The sequence below is a fragment of the Hymenobacter monticola genome (genome assembly GCF_022811645.1).
Lineage (GTDB): Bacteria > Bacteroidota > Bacteroidia > Cytophagales > Hymenobacteraceae > Hymenobacter > Hymenobacter monticola.
This window is the reverse complement of the sequence record NZ_CP094534.1, coordinates 4,458,046-4,475,255: the sequence shown is the minus strand read 5'-3', so window position 1 is coordinate 4,475,255 and position 17,210 is coordinate 4,458,046. Positions and strand designations below refer to the sequence as shown.

At 65.0% G+C, this 17,210-nt stretch carries 12 protein-coding genes; 8 read left to right on the top strand and 4 right to left on the bottom strand.

Annotated features, from left to right (window positions below; all coding sequences use genetic code 11):
- Positions 1–28: 28 nt before the first annotated feature.
- The gene (locus MTP16_RS18585; protein WP_243512776.1) at positions 29–1,072 is read left to right on the top strand and encodes an AAA family ATPase; all 1,044 of its coding nucleotides are present in this window, start codon (positions 29–31) and stop codon (positions 1,070–1,072) included.
- 31 nt (positions 1,073–1,103) lie between these two features.
- On the opposite strand, the gene MTP16_RS18580 is transcribed toward MTP16_RS18585, so the two are convergent.
- The 3 genes from MTP16_RS18580 to corA form a co-directional block, all read right to left on the bottom strand.
- On the bottom strand, positions 1,104–1,772 hold the full coding sequence (locus MTP16_RS18580) for a helix-turn-helix transcriptional regulator (RefSeq protein ID WP_243512775.1): 669 nt from the start codon (positions 1,770–1,772) through the stop codon (positions 1,104–1,106).
- Positions 1,773–2,000: 228 nt separating this feature from the next.
- Entirely contained in the window at positions 2,001–5,921 is a 3,921-nt protein-coding gene (locus MTP16_RS18575) for a T9SS type A sorting domain-containing protein (protein WP_243512774.1), read from the bottom strand.
- 106 nt (positions 5,922–6,027) lie between these two features.
- On the bottom strand, positions 6,028–7,233 hold the full coding sequence (gene corA, locus MTP16_RS18570; RefSeq protein WP_243512773.1) for a magnesium/cobalt transporter CorA: 1,206 nt from the start codon (positions 7,231–7,233) through the stop codon (positions 6,028–6,030).
- Positions 7,234–7,377: 144 nt separating this feature from the next.
- Between corA and MTP16_RS18565 the strand changes: the two genes are divergently transcribed.
- The 7 genes from MTP16_RS18565 to MTP16_RS18535 all read left to right on the top strand — a co-directional run bounded on the left by MTP16_RS18565 (position 7,378) and on the right by MTP16_RS18535 (position 16,284).
- Positions 7,378–8,412: a hypothetical protein gene (locus MTP16_RS18565; RefSeq protein WP_243512772.1), complete on the top strand. Its 1,035-nt coding sequence runs from the start codon at positions 7,378–7,380 to the stop codon at positions 8,410–8,412.
- 49 nt (positions 8,413–8,461) lie between these two features.
- Positions 8,462–9,163, top strand: coding sequence for a hypothetical protein (locus MTP16_RS18560; protein ID WP_243512771.1), 702 nt, complete (start codon positions 8,462–8,464; stop codon positions 9,161–9,163).
- A 48-nt stretch (positions 9,164–9,211) separates the two neighbouring features.
- On the top strand, positions 9,212–10,486 hold the full coding sequence (locus MTP16_RS18555) for an MATE family efflux transporter (RefSeq protein ID WP_243512770.1): 1,275 nt from the start codon (positions 9,212–9,214) through the stop codon (positions 10,484–10,486).
- Between the two features lie 51 nt (positions 10,487–10,537).
- Positions 10,538–11,476, top strand: coding sequence for a glycosyltransferase family 2 protein (locus MTP16_RS18550; protein ID WP_243512769.1), 939 nt, complete (start codon positions 10,538–10,540; stop codon positions 11,474–11,476).
- Between the two features lie 141 nt (positions 11,477–11,617).
- The gene (locus MTP16_RS18545) at positions 11,618–13,234 is read left to right on the top strand and encodes a hypothetical protein (protein ID WP_243512768.1); all 1,617 of its coding nucleotides are present in this window, start codon (positions 11,618–11,620) and stop codon (positions 13,232–13,234) included.
- 189 nt (positions 13,235–13,423) lie between these two features.
- Positions 13,424–14,404, top strand: coding sequence for an acyl-ACP desaturase (locus MTP16_RS18540; RefSeq protein ID WP_243512767.1), 981 nt, complete (start codon positions 13,424–13,426; stop codon positions 14,402–14,404).
- 128 nt (positions 14,405–14,532) lie between these two features.
- The gene (locus tag MTP16_RS18535; RefSeq protein WP_243512766.1) at positions 14,533–16,284 is read left to right on the top strand and encodes an FG-GAP-like repeat-containing protein; all 1,752 of its coding nucleotides are present in this window, start codon (positions 14,533–14,535) and stop codon (positions 16,282–16,284) included.
- Here MTP16_RS18535 and MTP16_RS18530 read toward each other — a convergent pair.
- Positions 16,281–17,129, bottom strand: coding sequence for a bifunctional transcriptional activator/DNA repair enzyme AdaA (locus MTP16_RS18530; RefSeq protein WP_243512765.1), 849 nt, complete (start codon positions 17,127–17,129; stop codon positions 16,281–16,283). The two genes, MTP16_RS18535 and MTP16_RS18530, sit on opposite strands and share 4 nt — an antisense overlap.
- Positions 17,130–17,210 lie beyond the last annotated feature (81 nt).

Below are 17,210 nucleotides of genomic sequence, written 5' to 3'. Positions count from 1 at the left end.
ATCCGCCAATCCACTATCCTAACATCCCATGAATACTCCTTCCCGCACCGGCCTTGTAGTGGGCAAGTTCTGGCCGCCGCACCGGGGGCATCAGCTGCTGCTCGAAACTGCCGCCGCTCAGGTAACGGAGTTGGTGGTGCTGGTGTACGCCAACCCCGATTCGGCCAGCCAGCCGGCCGCCGTGCGCGCCGATTGGCTGCGGATGCTCTATCGTGGCGACGACGGCAGCGCCGGGCCGCGCATCGGCCAAACGCCACTTCGCATCTTCGTCCTCTCGGCCGCAGCCGATGGGGTGCCGCCCGATGCCGCCGACGATACTACCCAGCGCGAATTTGTGCGGCAATGGCTAGTGCGGCAGGGCATTCCGGTTGATGTCGTTTTCAGCAGCGAGGCCTACGGCCCGGGCTTTGCGGCGCACCTGAGCGTGGCGCACGTGGCCGTGGATAACGCCCGCCGCCAGGTGCCGGTTTCCGGAACGCGGGTGCGCGCCAACCCGGCGGAACACGCGGCTTTTTTGCACCCGCTGGTGGCCGCGCAGTTGGGCGTGGTGCCGCCCGCATCGGTGCCGCGCGTGGTGTTTCTGGGGGCCGAGAGCAGCGGGAAATCGACGCTGTGCGCGGCGCTGGCCGAGGCCTGCGGCACGGCCTGGGTGCCCGAGTATGGGCGTACCCTGCACGAGCAGAAAAACGGCAACCTCGACTACGACGACCTGCTCTACATTGCCCGCCGCCACGCCGAGCTGGAAGATGAAGCCGCCGCGCAGGCCCACGGCGTGCTGTTTTGTGACACCAACGCGGCCACGACGGCGCTGTATTCTTACTACTACTTTCACCGCTGCGACCCGGCGCTGCAGGCCATGGCGGCCGTGTGCGGGCAGCGCTACGCCCACACCTTCGTGTGCGCGCCCACCGTGCCCTTCGAGCAGGACGGCTGGCGCGGCCCCGAGGCCCTGCGCAGCTTCCAGCACGGCATGATACTCATGCAGCTGGACTACTTCGGCATCCCGTTCACGCTCGTGGAAGGCACAGTGGCGGAGCGGGTGGCCCAGGTGCGGGCCGCGCTGGGGGCGTGAGGCGCCAGTAGCCAGCCCCACGCTCCGATTATCAAATCAGGTCGAAGGCCCGGGCGTACTGGCCCAGGTCGAAGTTGGTGGTGGCTCCCAGCTTTTGGCGGATGTTGCGGCGGTGGGTGTCGGCGGTTTGGGCCGAAATGTTGAAAGCCACCGCGATTTCCTGCGACGTGTGGCCCAGCGCCAGGCAGGCCAGCACCTCGCGCTCGCGGGTGGTGAGGCTGGCGAAGGTGGCCGAATGCTGGCGCAGGAAGGTGTTCTCGTCCAGCAGCCGCTGCACCTTGGCCGTGATATGGCTCTTGGGGTCGATGGGGGTGGAGAAGCAAATAACGAGCAGGGGCTGCCCTGAGCGGCCCTGGGCCAGGAGCCGGGCCGTGGTCAGGTGCCAGACAAAAGCCTGCTGCGGCCCGGTTCTCACCTGCTGGAAGAGCGTGACGGCAAAACTCAAATCGTTGCGCTCCAGCAGACTGACCACCTGCGGCACATACTCGTGGGCTTCGTCAGGGTTGAAGTAACGCGTGTGGTATTCCGGTCCCATGGCGATGAGTTCCCCTAGGCTGGTGCCTAGGTCCTGCAGCCCGCGGGCTGACATGAAAAGCACCCGACTGGCATCGCCGTTTAGTATAATGACCGCCCCGGGGTATTCATCGGCAAAGGAAGCGACCTCCGCAATTCTACCAGTAATTAGCTGTTCGTCAGTCATTGAGAAATTATGAAAAATCTACGGACGGTATACGCCCTAAACAAGTAAGATATACGAGTATATAATGGTGGCCAAGGTAGCGCGCATTTGCCGATTTAAGGTGAATTAACGTGTTTTTAATCTGGTTGGCCGTAATCATTTAACAGAAAAATCCTGACTTTATAGTCAGGATTTTTCTAAGATTGAGGTATGGTTTGAGCGAAGGCTGCGCCGGGTTGCTCGTGCACGTTATTCTACCACCAGTCGGGCGGTGGCCGCACCCACGCGCACGGCGTAGACGCCCACGGGCAGCCCAGCCAGCGGCAGCACAGCGGAGGCCGCGTGGGCGGGGAGCAATAGGCGAGCGGCTTGGCGGCCGCGCATGTCCAGCACGCGCACTTCCCGGTCGGAGGTGGCGGCGGTCACTTGCAGCGTGGCCGTGGCGTGCGCCGGGTTGGGGAACAGGGCCAGGCCCGTGGTCGGGGCCGGCGCCACGGTGCGCACCGGAGAGTAGCTGAACGACCCGTCTGCATCTACCTGCCGCAGGCGGTAGTAGAGCAGGGCCGCGCCGGCCGGCAGGTTGGCATCGCGGTGCGTGTAATTGGTGGGCGTGGTGCGGTTGCCTTGAGCCGGCACCTGGCCGAGGGCGGCGAAGGCGTGGCCGTCGGTGCTGCGCTCCACGGCAAAGTGGGCGCTGTTGTGCTCCGAGGCGGTGCGCCAGCTGAGCTGCACGGCGCCGGTCCGGGCGATGGCCGCAAAGGCGGTGAGTTCCACCGGCAGCGGGGCGCTGCTGCCCAGCGTCCACACCGAGAAGCCGCTCACGCCGCTCAGCGAGATGCGGTTGTTGGCGGCATCGCGCGCGTAGGCGCCGGTTTGGGCCACCCAGGGGCCAGCCGCGCTGCTGGTGGCGCGGTAGAACATGAGGTTAGCCTCATCCACGCCGTTGAGCTCATCGTCGCGGTACTGCGCCTGCATGGTCAGGTCGAGGCCCGCGTTGGTGGCGGCGTGAATTTCAAAGTAGCGCTTCATGCCCACACTGGTGGAGCCCGTGGCGGCCGTGCCCGTGAGGCGGCGCACGGTGGTGGCGCCCGGTAGGGCGGTGCTGGAGCTGGCCGGGGTGAGCATCAGGCCCAACCCGCCGAAGTCCTGCGACTGGCCGGGGGTAGCCACGGGGCGGCTGGTTTCCACAGCCCCGGTCACATAGCCGGTGGCCGATTCGCTGAGGGTGGCGGTGGGACCGAGGATGACGGCCGCCGGGCCGGTGCGCAACTCGCCGCTGTTCACCACCAGCGCCTGGGTAGTGGTCAGGTTCTGGCCCAGGGTGAGGCCGGCGGGGTTGCTCAGCGTGAGGCTGGCCACGGTGGCGGGCAGGGCCGGGCCGGGCACCTGGGCCGTGGTGCCCGAGTAGATGTAGTTGGCGCCGGCATCGAAGGTGCGGGGGCCGCTCACCTGCACGGCCCCGGTAGCGCCCGTGGCGGCAATGCCCGCCGCGTCGGCAATGCCGAGGGTGCCGCCGGGAGCCAGCACAAAGCTGCCCGCACCCGTGATGGGCTGGCTGGCGGTGAGTAGACGCCCGCCCGACTGGATGGTGAGCGTGCCGCGCACCCGCAGCGGGGCCGTAAGGGTGGCCGCCGCCGTATTGCTGATGGTGAGGTTGTTGTAGCTGCCATCGAGGGGCTGCGCGGCGGTGACGACGAGGCTGGGCGGCATATCGGCAAAGAGGCCCACGAAGCCCGTAGCCTTGCTGTTGTCGCCCACGGTGGTGAAGTCGCCCCCGGCAAACACGCGGTAGTCCACGTCCACGCCCAGGGCGTGTACCCGGCCGTTGTCCAACTGGCCGTAGGAGAGGCCGGTGCCCAGGGGGCTCCACCCGGAGCCGGTCCAGCGGGCAATGTTCTTGGCGCTGATGCCGTCGGGGTAATACCCGTTCATTTCCGAGAAATTGCCGCCGATGTACAAGTCGTTGCCAATGGCGGCCAGCGCATAGACGGTGCCGTTGGTGCCGTTGCCATTACCGGTTCCGAGGGCGCTCCAGGCGGTGCCATTCCACTTGGCCACGTGGTTGAGGGCCAGGTTGCTCCCCGTCGTGAAGGTGCCGCCTGCGTACAGATTGGCGCCCGAAACTGCCAGCGCGGTCACTGAATTATCGAAGCCGGTGCCGAGCGCGCTCCAGGCCGTGCCGTTCCATTGCGCAATAAAATTGACGGTGGCCCCGCCGGCCTGCGAAAACTGGCCGCCTGCATAAAGCGTGGTGCCCACCCGGGCCAGGGCAAATACGGGTCCGTTCACGCCGGTGCCCACGGCGCCCCAGGCCGTGCCGTTCCATTTGGCCAGGTAGGGCGTGGCCACGCCGCCGGCCTGCGAGAAGCTGCCGCCCACGTACACGTCGCTTCCTATCAAGGCTAAAGCTTTCACGGCGTTGTTGACGCCGTTGGCGGCGCCGGTGCCCAGGCTGCTCCAGGTAGTGCCGTTCCACTTGGCTACGTTGTTAGCCGCTGCGCCGCCGGCCAGGGTGAAGTTGCCGCCCACATACACGTCGCCATTGCCCGCCACCGCCAGCGCGGTCACGGAGTTGGGGTAGGTGCCCACGCCATTGGCCGCGCCAGTGCCCAGGCTGCTCCAGGTAGTGCCGTTCCACTTGGCCACGCGGTTGGCGGCCACCCCGCCGATGTGCGTGAAATAGCCGCCCACGTACACGCTGGTCCCGTCGACAGCGACGGCGTAGAGGTAGCCGTCGGCGCCGTTACCGGGGGCCGGGCAGCTCCAGGTGGTCCCGTCCCAACGGGCTAGGCCGTTGGATGCCACCGTGCCCGCCCGTCGGAATGGGCCGCCCGCGTACACGCTGCTGCCCACTAGGGCCACCACATAGACTTGCACGCTGCTGTTGTGCCCTTCGGTGCCAATGCTCATGCCGTCGCCCATACCTGCCCATGACGTGCCGTTGAACTGGGCCACGCTGGTCAGGGGGGTGGCGCCGCTACTCGTGAAGGACCCACCCGCGTACACCGTGGTGCCGGACACGGCGAGGCTGTACACTGCGGTTTGACCGTTATTGTGAGTAAACCCACTGCCCACAGCAGCCCAGCTAGAGTTGCTGGGAATAAACCGGACAATGGAGTTGGCAGCGCCTAAGGTGCCTCCGCGCGCAAAATACCCTGCTACGTACATCGACGACGTCGCAGTCGACCAAGCTAATGCCATCACCCGCTCGCCTCCGTATTGGCCCCCGACCCCATTGCTGGTGGTGCCAAGAGGGGACCAAGCGTTGGAAGCAACGATGTACCGGGCCACGTTTCTGGCAGTTACGGTGGTCGCTCCGCTGCGGGCAGAAGTAAATTCCCCGCCCACGTATAGTTCGGTTCCGGTGCCGTTAAAAGCCAAGGCATTGACTGAGCCGCTTACCCCGTTGCCGGTGCTCGTACCCAGGCTACTCCAGGTGTTGGTGCTGGCATCCCACTTGGCCACGTTGTTGGCAGCCACAGTGCCGCCGCCTACATACGTGAACGTGCCGCCTACGTAGAGCGAGTTACCGCTCACCGCCAGGGAGGATACCGCGTCCCCCGACACACCTTGGCCGACAGAACTCCAAGTCGTACCATCCCACTTGGCTAATCTGCTGACCGTCAACGAACTTGTGGCGGTGCTGACAGTGCTGAAACCGCCTCCTACGTAGAGGACAGAGTTTATCATCGCCAACGCGTTCACATTTCCAAACCCGGTAATGCCTGCGCCCGCACCGACGCGGCTCCAGGTAGACGTGGCGCTGTTCCACTTGGCAATCTTGGATGCAGGAACGCCGCCCACGACCGAAAAGTCGCCCCCAATGTAGACATCGTTGCCCACCGCGAGCACAGCCTGTACCCCGCCGTCGACGCCACCCGACCCGAGGCCATTCTGCCAGTTTTCGTCGCCGGCGCCGGTGGTGCGCCGCACGCCGGCCGGCCGGAAGATGGGGTGGCCGTCGGGGGCCGTAAGCATGCGGTACTCGTGGGCATCGAAGGAGCCCGAAGTACCGGGGCGCAGGGTGCCGTCGGGGGCGAGGGCGGTGGCAAGTGAGGGAGAAGCGCCGGGAGCCGGGGCCGCCCAGGCCGGGCTCAGCAGCAGCACGAAAAGCCCGCCCACACCGCAGCTTCGCAGGAATGAATTAATGCGTTTGGTAATAGTATGCATCAAAAGGCACAATGAGTGGAATAAAAACTTCAGCAAAGTTTCCATTCTTCATCTGCCCTTCACAATACCCGCCAGCGGGTATTTTTGAGTGGTTTTCGGCCCCGCGCTAGCGGTTGGTGAGCCAGCCTTTGCGGTAAAAGTAATAGAGTTGGCTGGCCACCACCAGGGCCATGATGCCCAGCACGAAGGGGTAGCCCCAGGGGCTGTAGAGCTCGGGCATGTTGAAGGGCAGGAAGCGGCCGTGGTCGTCGTGGCGCTGAAAGTTCATGCCGTAGAGGCCCACCACAAAGCTCAGGGGAATGAAAATGGTGCTGATGATGGTGAGTACCTTCATCACCTCGTTCATGCGGTTGCTCTGGTCCGACATATAGAGGTCAGTGAGGGAGGAGATGTTGTCGCGGTAGCTTTCGGCGAGGTCCAGGGCTTGGATGGCGTGGTCGTAGGCGTCGCGGTAGAAGATTTTCAGCGTTTCGGGCATGATTTCCTCGGGCAGGCGCAGAATTTCGGCAATTTTGTCGCGTTCGGGGTACACCAGCCGGCGGAAGCGCACCACGTCTTTCTTGATGCGCAGGATGCGGTTGAGCAGGCGGCGCGGGCGCTTGTCGGCGAAAATGGCTTCTTCAAGCTCCTCGATGTAGTCGCCGATGGCGGCCATGGTGGGGTAGTAGTGGTCGAGCACCACGTCGGTGAGGGCGTAGGCCAGGTAGAGGGACGGGTGGCGGCGCAGGGTACTGAAATTGGCCCGGATGCGCACCCGCAGCGTATCGAGGCAGTCCTCGTAGTCGTCCTGAAACGTGAGCACGTAGTTCGGGCCGGTGAAGATGGAAAGCTGGTCGTCGTCGACTTCGAGCAGCGCCGTGAAGTCGGTCATGCGCGACACCATGAAGAGGCGGTGGTCGTCGAAAACCTCGATTTTGGCCCGCTGGTAGTCGTTCAGCACGTCTTCCATCTGCAGGGGGTGGAGGCCGAAGTCCTGCATCAGGCGCTCAATAAGGGCCAGGTCGCCGTAGCCGCGCACGTCAATCCAGTGCTTGAGCTCGGGGTGCTGGCGCAGGTGGTTCAGCAGCTCGTCGTAGCGGTCGGTGAACTCGCCTTCGGAGCACGTGTCGTCGTTGTACGACGTCAGGAACAGGCGCGGCTTGAGGGCGCCTTCGCGGATGTTGAGCGTGCCGGGGCGCTGGCCCACCTGCTGGTAGCGCGCCTGCCGGGTGGCCTCGCGGTCGGTGATGGTGATGGGGTCGGCGCCGGGCGCTTCGGCCGGCGCGGGCGAGCGGTTGGGCGCGGCCGATGAAGACGAGTTGAGCGGATTCATGGGGCAGGCGGCGGAAAAGGTTGAATGCAACGGCGCAATGTGGCAGCCTACGCATGGCGGCCGCGTGAAGATGTGCCGCCATAAGCTTAACCTTGGAAATTGGCAGTCGGCCGCGCGCCGCCGACCGCTAATCCGTGCCGTACTTTGCCCTTCCAGCTACGCCACCCGCATTTGAAAAGTCCGGAATCCACTCTTACCCCCGAAGCCGCCGCCCCTCCGGACCCGGCAGCTCTGGCCGTCTGGATGACCGATAACGGCCCGGCGGCCCCGCGGCTGCCGCTGGCCTTTGAGTCGTTTCTGTACCTGCGGCCCGAGCACCAGCGCCTGCAAGCCGGCGCCGGCCCGGTGCTGAGCTTTTACCTGGAAGACGCTGCCGCCGGCCGCACCGTGGCCCAACTGCACGTGGTCCTGAACGTGGCCACCGGCACGGCGCACAGCCCCGCCCAGGCGCCTTTCGGCGCCGTGCAGTTGGCCGCGGGCCTCGGCACTTTGGCCCTGCGCCCACTGCTGGATGCGGCGGAAACAGAACTCCGGCGCCGGGGCCTGCGCCGATTCGCGCTGCGTGGCTATCCCTTTGCCTACGACCCCTCCGGCGCGGCCACCCTGGCCGAAGCCCTACGCCAGCGCGGCTACCGCGTGGCCCTGGCCGAGCAGAACTACCACCTCGACCCCGCCCGCGACTACGAGGCGCATTTGCACCCCTCGGAGCGGCGGCGCCTGCAGAAGTGCCGCCGCCACGGGCTGCACTTCGAGCAAGAGCCCCCTTTTTTGCTGCCGGCGGCTTACGAATTTATCCAGGCGTGCCGGCAGGAGCGGGGGCAGGCCTTGTCGCTGCCGCTGGAGCGGGTGCAGGCGTTGTTCAAGGCGTTTCCGCGCGAGCATTTTTTGTTTTCGGTGCGCCAGCCCGACGGCGAATGGGCGGCCCTCACGGTGGCCATTCGGGTGAGCGAGGGCGCGCTGTATAATTTCTACCCCGCCAGCCCGCTGCGCTGCAACGCCCTGAGCCCGGTGGTGATGCTCAACGAAGGCCTGCACGCCTTTGCCCGGGCCAGCGCCCTGGCCGTGCTCGACCTCGGCACCAGCACCCTCGACATCGGCCCCAACGCCTCGCTGCTGCGCTTCAAGCGCCACCTGGGCGGCGTGGCGGGCCTGCGGCTGAGCTGGGAGAAGGCGCTATAGAAAAGGATTTTACTAGTCGAATGCCTCCGCTTAGGCCTTAATGCACGCTATGCAAACCCGCCTGCTGTTTGCCCTGACCTTCCTTGGCTGGTTTCCTGCTGCCGCTGGGAGGGCTCAGCCCGTTTCGGGAACAGCCGCGGCCACTTTCTCACAGCAGTATGCCGCCGAAAACGCATTGGTGCGCAAAGGCAGCGTGCTTCGGATGCCAGGGGAGACGGATGTAGCTTTTCTCAAGCGGCTGTTCCCGGGGTCATTTTCTGTCGAAAGTTTGGTGGCCTATGCCTGGCGACCGGGGGCGCATGGCCGGCAGTTGCTTTTCTCGCGCCGCGAAGTAGACCAGTATCAGCAGGAAGGAGAAGGAACCGAACTGTTCGTACTCGACCCTTTTCAGCCCAATACCTACGCCGTGCAAAAGCTCCTGCTAGCACCCATTGGCGACATCACCAACCTCTCGGCCCTGTTCTTTGCCGATGTGGACGAGGACGGGCAAAAGGAGCTGCTGGCCCTGGTGTACGCCGAAGTGCAGGAGGCGGGTACCCTTGAGCACGGCGACGGCACGACGGAACAGGCGTATGCCCGCATGTCGCGACGGCACACCTACGTGTTCCGATACGCGGGCCTGAGCCGGGCCGGCCGCCCCTGGTACCGGGCCGATGCCACCCCGCGGCCCTACCTGCAGGGCCTGCCCACGGCCGCCGCCGTCCGGCAGGCGCTGGTGCGGCACCAGGCCAGGGGCACCCACCGGAAGTAGCCCGCCCGCAGCCGGGCAATGGCGGCCTCGTCCGTTCTTTGCAGCCCCATGCCCACCCCGCCACCCGCTTCGCCGCCTGCCTCGTCCATTCGCAGCTTTGTGCGGGGCTCGCTGGGCACGGGCGTGGCCGTGGCGGCCCGGGCAGCAGGCTCACTCATTGTCAACAAGCTGTTTGCCCTGTACGCACCGGCGGGCGGCCTCACGCTGCTGGCCCAGTTCCAGAACCTGATGGCACTGCTCACCACGCTGCCCAACGACGGCGTGCATGTGGGCCTGGTGAAATACCTGGCGCCGCTGCGGCCGGGCAGCCCGCGCTTTCGCACCTGGCTGGGCGCCGCCACGGCGCTCAACGCCGCGGGTTTGCTGGTGGGAGCTGCCGTGCTAGCCACCAAAGGGCTGCTGCCCTGGAGCTGGGGCAGTCTGGCGGTATTTATGCTGGGCATTGCGCTACTCACGGGCCAGGGGCTGCTGAGCGCCGCGCTGCTGGCCGCGGGGCGCCTGCGGGCCTATATCACCCTGTCGGTGACGCTGGCGGCGCTGGGCACGGCGGCCGTGGCCGGGGCTTTGTGGCAGGGCTATGAACTACCCACAGTGCTGCTGGCCTACTTGCTGGCGCAGGGCCTGACGCTGGCGCCGGCTGCGGCGCTGGCGGCGCGGGCGGGGCTGCTGCAGGGCTTGCGCCTAAGGGCGCGCGTCAGCCGGGCGGCTTTGCGCGGCCTGGGCCGCTTTCTGCTCATGGCCGTGAGCACGCTGCTCTTCGGCAAGGCCGTGGACTACGCGTTGCGCAGCTATTTGCTGGGCACTTTCGGGCCGGGCCCCACCGACTTGTGGCAGGCCGTGGCCAAGCTGTCGGACAATTACACCATGGTGTTCAGCGCGCTGATGAGCAGCGTGTTTTACCCCCGGCTGGCGGCGCTGGTAGGCCACCCGCGCGAAGCCCGGCGCTACCTGCATAGCGTGTTGGCGCTGCTGGCGCCGCTGCTGGCCGTGGGGTTAGGGTTGATTTTTGTGTGCCGCGACTGGCTGCTGCCGCTGCTGTTTGCCCCGCGTCTGCTGGCCGCCCGGGCGCTGCTGGCGCCGCAGCTGCTCGGTGACTGGGCCAAGTTCCTGAGCTGGCTGTTCATTTTCCAGCTCATGGCGCGGGCGCGCACGGGGCCCTACATTGCCGTGCAGGCGGCCTCGGCGGCCGTCTTTGCCTCCCTGCTGGCAGTGCTGCTGCCGCGCTACGGGCTGGAAGGGGCGCTGCTGGCCCACGCCGCGCGCTACGGGTTGGTGCTGGGGGCTTGCCTTGCTCTGCAATTGCGAATGAAAAAGGAAGAATAAGGAATTTTGCGTCGTCTGCCACTTCCCAACATGACAAATTCCTCATCTCTCGTGCTTCCCTCTGCAACAAGCGCCGCGCCCGCGCCGCTTGTTACCGTCGTGGCCCTGTGCCACAACCACGCGGCCTTCTTGCGCGAGTCCCTCGATTCCATTCTGGCCCAAACCTACCCGCACCTGGAAGTGTGGCTGGTGGATGACGCCAGCACCGACGGCAGCCCGGCCATTTTGCAGGAATACGCCGCTTCGCACCCGGAGTGGCACCTGGTGCTGCTGCCCGAAAACGTGGGCAACTGCCGCGCCTTCAACCAGGCTTTCCGGCTGAGCCAAGGCGAATTTGTCATTGACTTCGCCACCGACGACGTGCTGCTGCCCGCACGGGTGGCCCAGCAGGTGCAGGCCTTTCAAACCGCGCCCGCCACCGTGGGCATGGTGTATTCCAACTGTGAATTGATAAGCGAAGCCGGCGCACTGCTGGGCCTGCACCACCGGCCCGACGGCCACGGCGGCCTCACGCCCGCGCCCGCCAGCGGCTGGGTATTTGCCGATGTGCTGGCTCGCTACTTCATCAGCACGCCCACCATGCTCATGCGCCGCGCCTGCCTCGAAAGCCTGGGCGGCTACGACGAAACCCTGACTTATGAGGACTTCGACTTCTGGGTGCGGGCCAGCCGTGACTGGCAGTTCCTGTACCTCGACGCCGTGACCACCCGCAAGCGCAAGCACCCGCGCAGCATGAGCGCCAAAGCCTACCGCCGCCACGACCCTTTCCTGGCCTCTACCATCCGCGTGTGCGACAAAGCCCTGGACCTGTGCCGCACCCCCGAAGAGCGCGAATCCCTGGCCGTGCGCCTGCGCTGGGAACTGCGCCAGGCCCTGCGTCACCGCCACGTGGCCCAGGGCCGAGAGCTGTACGCGCTGCTGTGCCTCACGGGGCACGTCCGGCCGCTTGACCGCCTGCTGGGCGTGTTGGCGCGCCTGCCGCTGGGGTAAGTCAAGGTGTTCGGTTTTAGGTTTTAGGTGTTCGGTGTTGGATGGAGTCTGATAATATTACCGAACACCGAACACCTAAAACCGAACACCTAAAACCCAATACCGGCCACCAGCCACCAAAATCCTCCCGTTCTTGCGGCCATGAATTGGTTTTTTGGCCGAGCTACGCGCGTCGTTTTGCTGCCCCTGGTGCTCATAGCGGCCACGGTGAAGGGGCTCGGCAGCTACACCGAAACCAGTGACGACCAGACGCTGGCCTGGTTGTTTTCGGGGGTGCTGGCGCTCAAGCCGGTGGCCTCGGTGCCGCTGTACATGCACGGCTATGGGCACCTGCTGGCGGCGGCGTACGCGTGGGACCCAGGAGTGCCCTGGCTGGGACTGCTGCTCGGTTTCCTGCTGGCAACAGCCACTGTGCTGGTTTTCGCGGTGCTCGACCGGCTGCTGCGGCCACATCTGCGGCCGGTGCCGCTGGCGTTGGTGCTGACGCTGTTTTTTGGCCTGGCCTGGCTGGAACACTGGCTGTGGTTCAGCCACGGGCGAGCGGCGCTGCTGCTGGCCGGGGCGGGCGTGCTGTTTGCCGCTCAACGCCCGGGGCGGCGTGGCGCATTGGCGCTGGGGCTGCTGGCATTGGTGGCTGCCTGGCTGGTGCGGCCCGGGTTGGCGGTGCTGGGTGCTGTGGCCGTGGTGCCGGCAGCGCTGCTGCTGGCCGGCGGCTGGCGACGGGCCGCGCCCGTGTTGGGCAGCGCGGCGCTGGGGCTGCTATTAGTCACCGGCGTCCTGCATTGGCTGCAAACGCCTGCCGAAGCCGCTGCCCGGCGCCGCGACGCTTCACTAACCCGTATTCTAGATTACAATCAATTACAGCCCCAGCCGCACACGCCCCTCGATAGCCTCGGCACTGCAGCCGTTGGCCTATGGCTTCTGGGCGACTCGTCGGTAGTAAACGAGAGGCTCTTTCAGCAGGCCTATCATTTTGATGCAGCCCGCTTCTTCGGCCAGGAAGTGCCCGCGAAGGTGGGGCTGCGCCTAGGGCTGCTGGAGCGCGACTATTTTCCCGTGTTGCTGGCACTGGCGGTTTCCGGCGGGCTGGGACTGCGCCGCCGGGAGCGGCTGGCTTGGTTTTGGGTCGTGCAAATGGCTTTTGCGAACGGGCTGCTGGTGCTGGCGGGCCTGCTCAAGCTACCCCCCCGGGTGGAGTTGCCGCTGCTCGATTTCTGGTTGCTCAGCAACTTGGCCTACTGGCTGGGGCCTGGCTCTGAGCCCGCCCCCGGCCAAGCGGCCTCGTTCTGGCTTGGGCTGGCGCCGCGCTGGCGTGGGGCGGTTCTGGCAGGCGGGGCTTTGGTGCTGGGCTTGTACGGGGCCAAGACTTGGCACCGGCAGCGCGCGCTGCACTTCGAGCAACGCACCAATGAACGGGACCTTGCCTACGTTGCCCACCGACGCCAAAGCGCCATTCCCGTACTCGCGGGCCACAACGACTGGCTGAAAAGCTTGTCGCCCTTTCGCACTTACAACTTGGGGCGCGGCCCGGTCTTGCTGCTCACGGGCTGGCAATCCGCCGACGCTTCGCAGGCCGCTTTGCGCCGGGCCCTGAGCGGCACCGCCGACCAGACCGAGTGCCTCCGGCGGCTGGCCCGAACTGAACCGGCCGCTGGGGCGTCGGCCTGGTGGCTGCTTACGCCCGACGCCGCCCGGTGGCTGATGCGCCGCCAGGCCTTGGGTGAAGCCCCGAATAGGACTGGCCCGGCCCGGAACTAACCCGTGGTGGGACAGAAATCGCCTTCCGCAGGCGAAAAAAGGCGCTTCCGGCCACAAAAAGGGCTCCTGTCTGCCCGTCGAATCCGGCTAATGCCATAATCTTATACCCGGCCCCCTACGGTTGGGCCGGACCTTTGTTGCGCGAAAAGCGTTTCTTTCATCACCCCTTCACGCTTTTTCGCTCACCCCATGCAAACGTCCATCTCGATAACCCGCGGCGAAGTCCTCCAGCAAATGGAGGGCTACCTGAAAGAAAACATGAGCACCTTCCTCAAAAGCGTGGAAGACAGCTGGCAGCCGGCCGACTACCTGCCCGACTCGCGCCGCGACACGTTTTTTGACGAGGTGAAGGAGCTGCGCGAAAAGGCCGGCAGCCTGAGCTACGACCTGCTGGCCGTGCTCATCGGCGACACCATCACCGAGGAAGCCCTGCCCAACTACGAGGCCTGGTTCCACGAGCTCGACAACATCAACCGCGACCGCAACAACGGCTGGGCCGAGTGGATTCGAGGGTGGACGGCCGAGGAAAACCGCCACGGCGACCTGCTCAACCGCTACCTCTATCTCTCGGGCCGCGTGAACATGCGCGAGTTTGAGGTCAGCACCCAGTACCTTATCAACGACGCCTTCGACCTGGGCACGGCCAACGACCCGTACCGTGCCTTCGTGTACACGAGCTACCAGGAGCAGGCCACCAACATCTCGCACCGCCGCGTGGGCCAGCTGGCCCGCAAAGCCGGCGACGACCAGCTCTCCAAAATCTGCGGCATGATTGCCGGCGACGAAACCCGCCACGCCCGCGTGTACAAGGCCTTCGTGAGCAAGATTTTCGAGCTCGACCCGAGCGAGATGATGCTGGCCTTCGAGGACATGATGCGCAAGAAAATTGTGATGCCGGCCCACTACATGCGCGAAATGGGCGTGGAAATGGGCAAGACATTCGGCCACTTCACCGACGCCGCCCAGCGCCTGGGCGTGTACACCAGCAACGACTACACCGACATCCTGGACTCGCTCATCGTGGACTGGGACATTGCCAACGTCAAAGACCTCACCGGTGAAGCCGAAAAGGCCCGCGACTACATCATGGCCCTGCCCAACCGCCTGCGTCGCGTGGCCGACCGCATGCCCGTGCCCAAGCTGGAGTACAAGTTCAAGTGGATTTCGTAGCGCCCGCCGCGCCTTCAATTGCCCGCGCCCCGCTTGGTTTTGCCAAGCGGGGCGTTCGGTTTTGAAATAAAGCTAAACTGCTTCATATCATTACATTTGCCCGACTCACAACTGCCTTTCTGCCCATAATGACGCACTTTTACCACCGATTCGGCCTCTGCCTGATTTTGGCCGGCTGCTTTAATAGCACCATTGCCCAGGCGCAAAGTCCCGCCGTGGTCAGCTCCGGCCTTGGCCCGGCCCGCAATGCCGTGGCCGCCCCGCGCACCGCCCCGGTGGTCATTCCGTTTTCGCAGCCCATTAACCCCGCCACAGCGCTTAACATCAAGGTTTTTTCCTCGCAGTATCAGGGGCAGCGCACCACTACCGCCAGCACCAGCGGTAGCACTGTGACGCTCGCGCCCACGGCGCCCGCCGGGCAGTCGGCCGCCTTCAAGCCGGGCGAAACCGTGACGGTGAGCGTACCAGCGGCGTTGCTGAGCGCGGCCGGAGCGGGGGCGGTGCCGCACGTGTACCAGTTCACGGCGGCGGCCACGGGCGGGTCGGGTAGATATTCAGCCGGAACCCGGGTGGCTACGCGGGCCAGCAGCTACTCTAACGAATTGCGGGTGGCGGATTTTAATGGGGATGGATACGTGGATATTGCGACGAATTCGGGTGGACCCAGTGCTTTTAATACCACCAATCTCCTGTACGTGGGCCTCGCCTCGGGCACCGGTTCCTATTCCGTCGCTACGATACAGGTGGCGCTGGGTCCTATCAGCCTGGATGTTGGCGATGTGGACGGCGACGGCGACCTAGACATTGTCACGGTTTGCTCGGGTGACAATGCCCAGCCCGGTAACACCCTTCACGTTTGCCTGAATGGCGGAAATGGGGTGTTTTCAACCATCCGGACGGTACCCGTCGGCATGAAACCCCTGCAAGTGCGCCTGGGCGACTTTGATGGCGACGGCGACCTAGACCTGGTGTCGTACGGCGACATGGTGCTGGAGGTGCTCACCAACAGTGGCCAAGGCGTATTTAGCGGCAATGCCGTGGTTGCCAGCTTCCCGGCGGGTGCTTGGCCCAATTCCAATGCCCGGGTAGAAGTAGCCGATATGGACCAAGATGGCGACCTGGATATTGTGGGCCCAAGCCGGTGTTATTGGAACAATGGACAGGGACAGTTCACCCCAGCCAGTGGTACGGTGGATATGGGCACGATAGGAGATGTGAACGGCGACGGCCGGCTGGACATGATTGCTACCAGGGGTGGTGTAAACCAGTTTACGTCAACTGTACAGCTCAATGCGGGCAATGGAACCTTTGTGGCTGGGCAAGTGCTGCCGTCCACCAGCAACCTGGTGTTGAGTTCAGCGCTGGGCGATGTGGACGGGGATGGCGACTTGGACTTTCTGGCCCCGAATACTACCACCGCGCTGGCCCTTGATGTATGGCTGAACGACGGCAACGGCCGCTTCACAGCATTGCCCACGTTGACCACCGGGGCCCAGCCCATGAACATGATTCTTGCGGATGCCGATAACGACGGCGATTTGGATGTTTTCTCCGCTAACTATTTCGGCGCTGGCGTTAGCATCCTGCTGAATGTCGCTACACTGGCCACCAGCCCGCTACAAGCCCAATCACTCCTTTCGCTGTCGCCTAACCCGGCCGCTGGCCTTGTGCACGTGAGCCTTTCTGTTCCCGTTAGTACTCGCGAAGTACAAGCCACGGTGCTGAATGCATTGGGGCAAACAATGCTCACCGTCTCACTGCCCGTGCAGAAAGGTGAGGTCAGCGGCTCCCTGTCCACCGCTGGCTTGTCCTCTGGCGTTTACACCGTGCGTTTGCGCGATGGCTCGACCGTAGTAAGCAAGCGGCTGATGGTGCGCTAAGCGTCTAGGGCTTCTGCTATCGGCCCGGCAGCCCGGGCCGATTCCCAGCCCAGCAGCGCGGCCTTGCGCGGGGCGCCCCAGCGGTATTGCCCCAGCGCGCCGGTGCCGCGAATGACGCGGTGGCAGGGGATGAGGTAGGCCACCGGATTGGCCCCGATGGCAGTACCGGCGGCCCGCACGGCCGCGCCGTTCTCAGCCGCCTTGGCTAGCTGCGAGTAGGTACGCAGCTGCCCCTCCGGCACCCGCAGCAGCGATTCCCATACTTTGAGCTGAAAAGCGGTGCCTTTCAGGTGCAAATGCAGCCGGTCGGTGGGGGAGAAGTCGCGCGCAAAAAACCGCGCCACCTGCGCGTGGCCGGCGGTTTCCTCGGCCGCAAAAGTGGCGTTGGGCCATTCCTGCCGCAGTTCCTGCACGGCGGTTTCCTCGTCCTCCAGAAACGCCAGCTTGCAGATGCCCTTGTCCGTGGAAGCCACCAGATAGCGGCCAAACGGGCTTTCGCCGAAGCTGTAGCGAATGGCCAGGGCCGCGCCGCCATGGCGGTATTCACCAGGCGTCATGGCTTCCAGCGTCACAAACAGGTCGTGCAGGCGGCTGGTCCCGGAGAGACCGGCTTCGTAGGCCGCCTCCGCCACCGAGGCCTGCTGGCGCAGCAGCTGCTTGGCATGGTCGAGGCTGAGGTACTGCAAAAACTTCTTCGGCGACACGCCTGCCCACTCCTGAAACTTGCGCTGGAAGTGAAACGGGCTCCAGTGGGCCTGAGCCGCCATTTCCTCTAAATCCGGCTGCGTTTGGTAATGGGCCTGGGCGTAGCGGAGGGCGGCTTCGATGCGCTGGTAATCGGTCATGGGGTGGAGCTGCTGATTGACTACAAATTTCCACTGCGCAGCCACCGCCCACCACCCGATTCTTGCGCTCTTTCGGAATAA

Bases quoted from the DNA above. Each gene is read 5' to 3' on its own strand.
- MTP16_RS18555 (WP_243512770.1), top strand. From the start codon at position 9,212: ATGCCCACCCCGCCACCCGCTTCGCCGCCTGCCTCGTCCATTCGCAGC.
- MTP16_RS18530 (WP_243512765.1), bottom strand. From the start codon at position 17,129: ATGACCGATTACCAGCGCATCGAAGCCGCCCTCCGCTACGCCCAGGCC.
- MTP16_RS18535 (WP_243512766.1), top strand. From the start codon at position 14,533: ATGACGCACTTTTACCACCGATTCGGCCTCTGCCTGATTTTGGCCGGC.
- MTP16_RS18540 (WP_243512767.1), top strand. From the start codon at position 13,424: ATGCAAACGTCCATCTCGATAACCCGCGGCGAAGTCCTCCAGCAAATG.
- MTP16_RS18545 (WP_243512768.1), top strand. From the start codon at position 11,618: ATGAATTGGTTTTTTGGCCGAGCTACGCGCGTCGTTTTGCTGCCCCTG.
- corA (WP_243512773.1), bottom strand. From the start codon at position 7,233: ATGAATCCGCTCAACTCGTCTTCATCGGCCGCGCCCAACCGCTCGCCC.
- MTP16_RS18560 (WP_243512771.1), top strand. From the start codon at position 8,462: ATGCAAACCCGCCTGCTGTTTGCCCTGACCTTCCTTGGCTGGTTTCCT.
- MTP16_RS18585 (WP_243512776.1), top strand. From the start codon at position 29: ATGAATACTCCTTCCCGCACCGGCCTTGTAGTGGGCAAGTTCTGGCCG.
- MTP16_RS18575 (WP_243512774.1), bottom strand. From the start codon at position 5,921: ATGCATACTATTACCAAACGCATTAATTCATTCCTGCGAAGCTGCGGT.
- MTP16_RS18580 (WP_243512775.1), bottom strand. From the start codon at position 1,772: ATGACTGACGAACAGCTAATTACTGGTAGAATTGCGGAGGTCGCTTCC.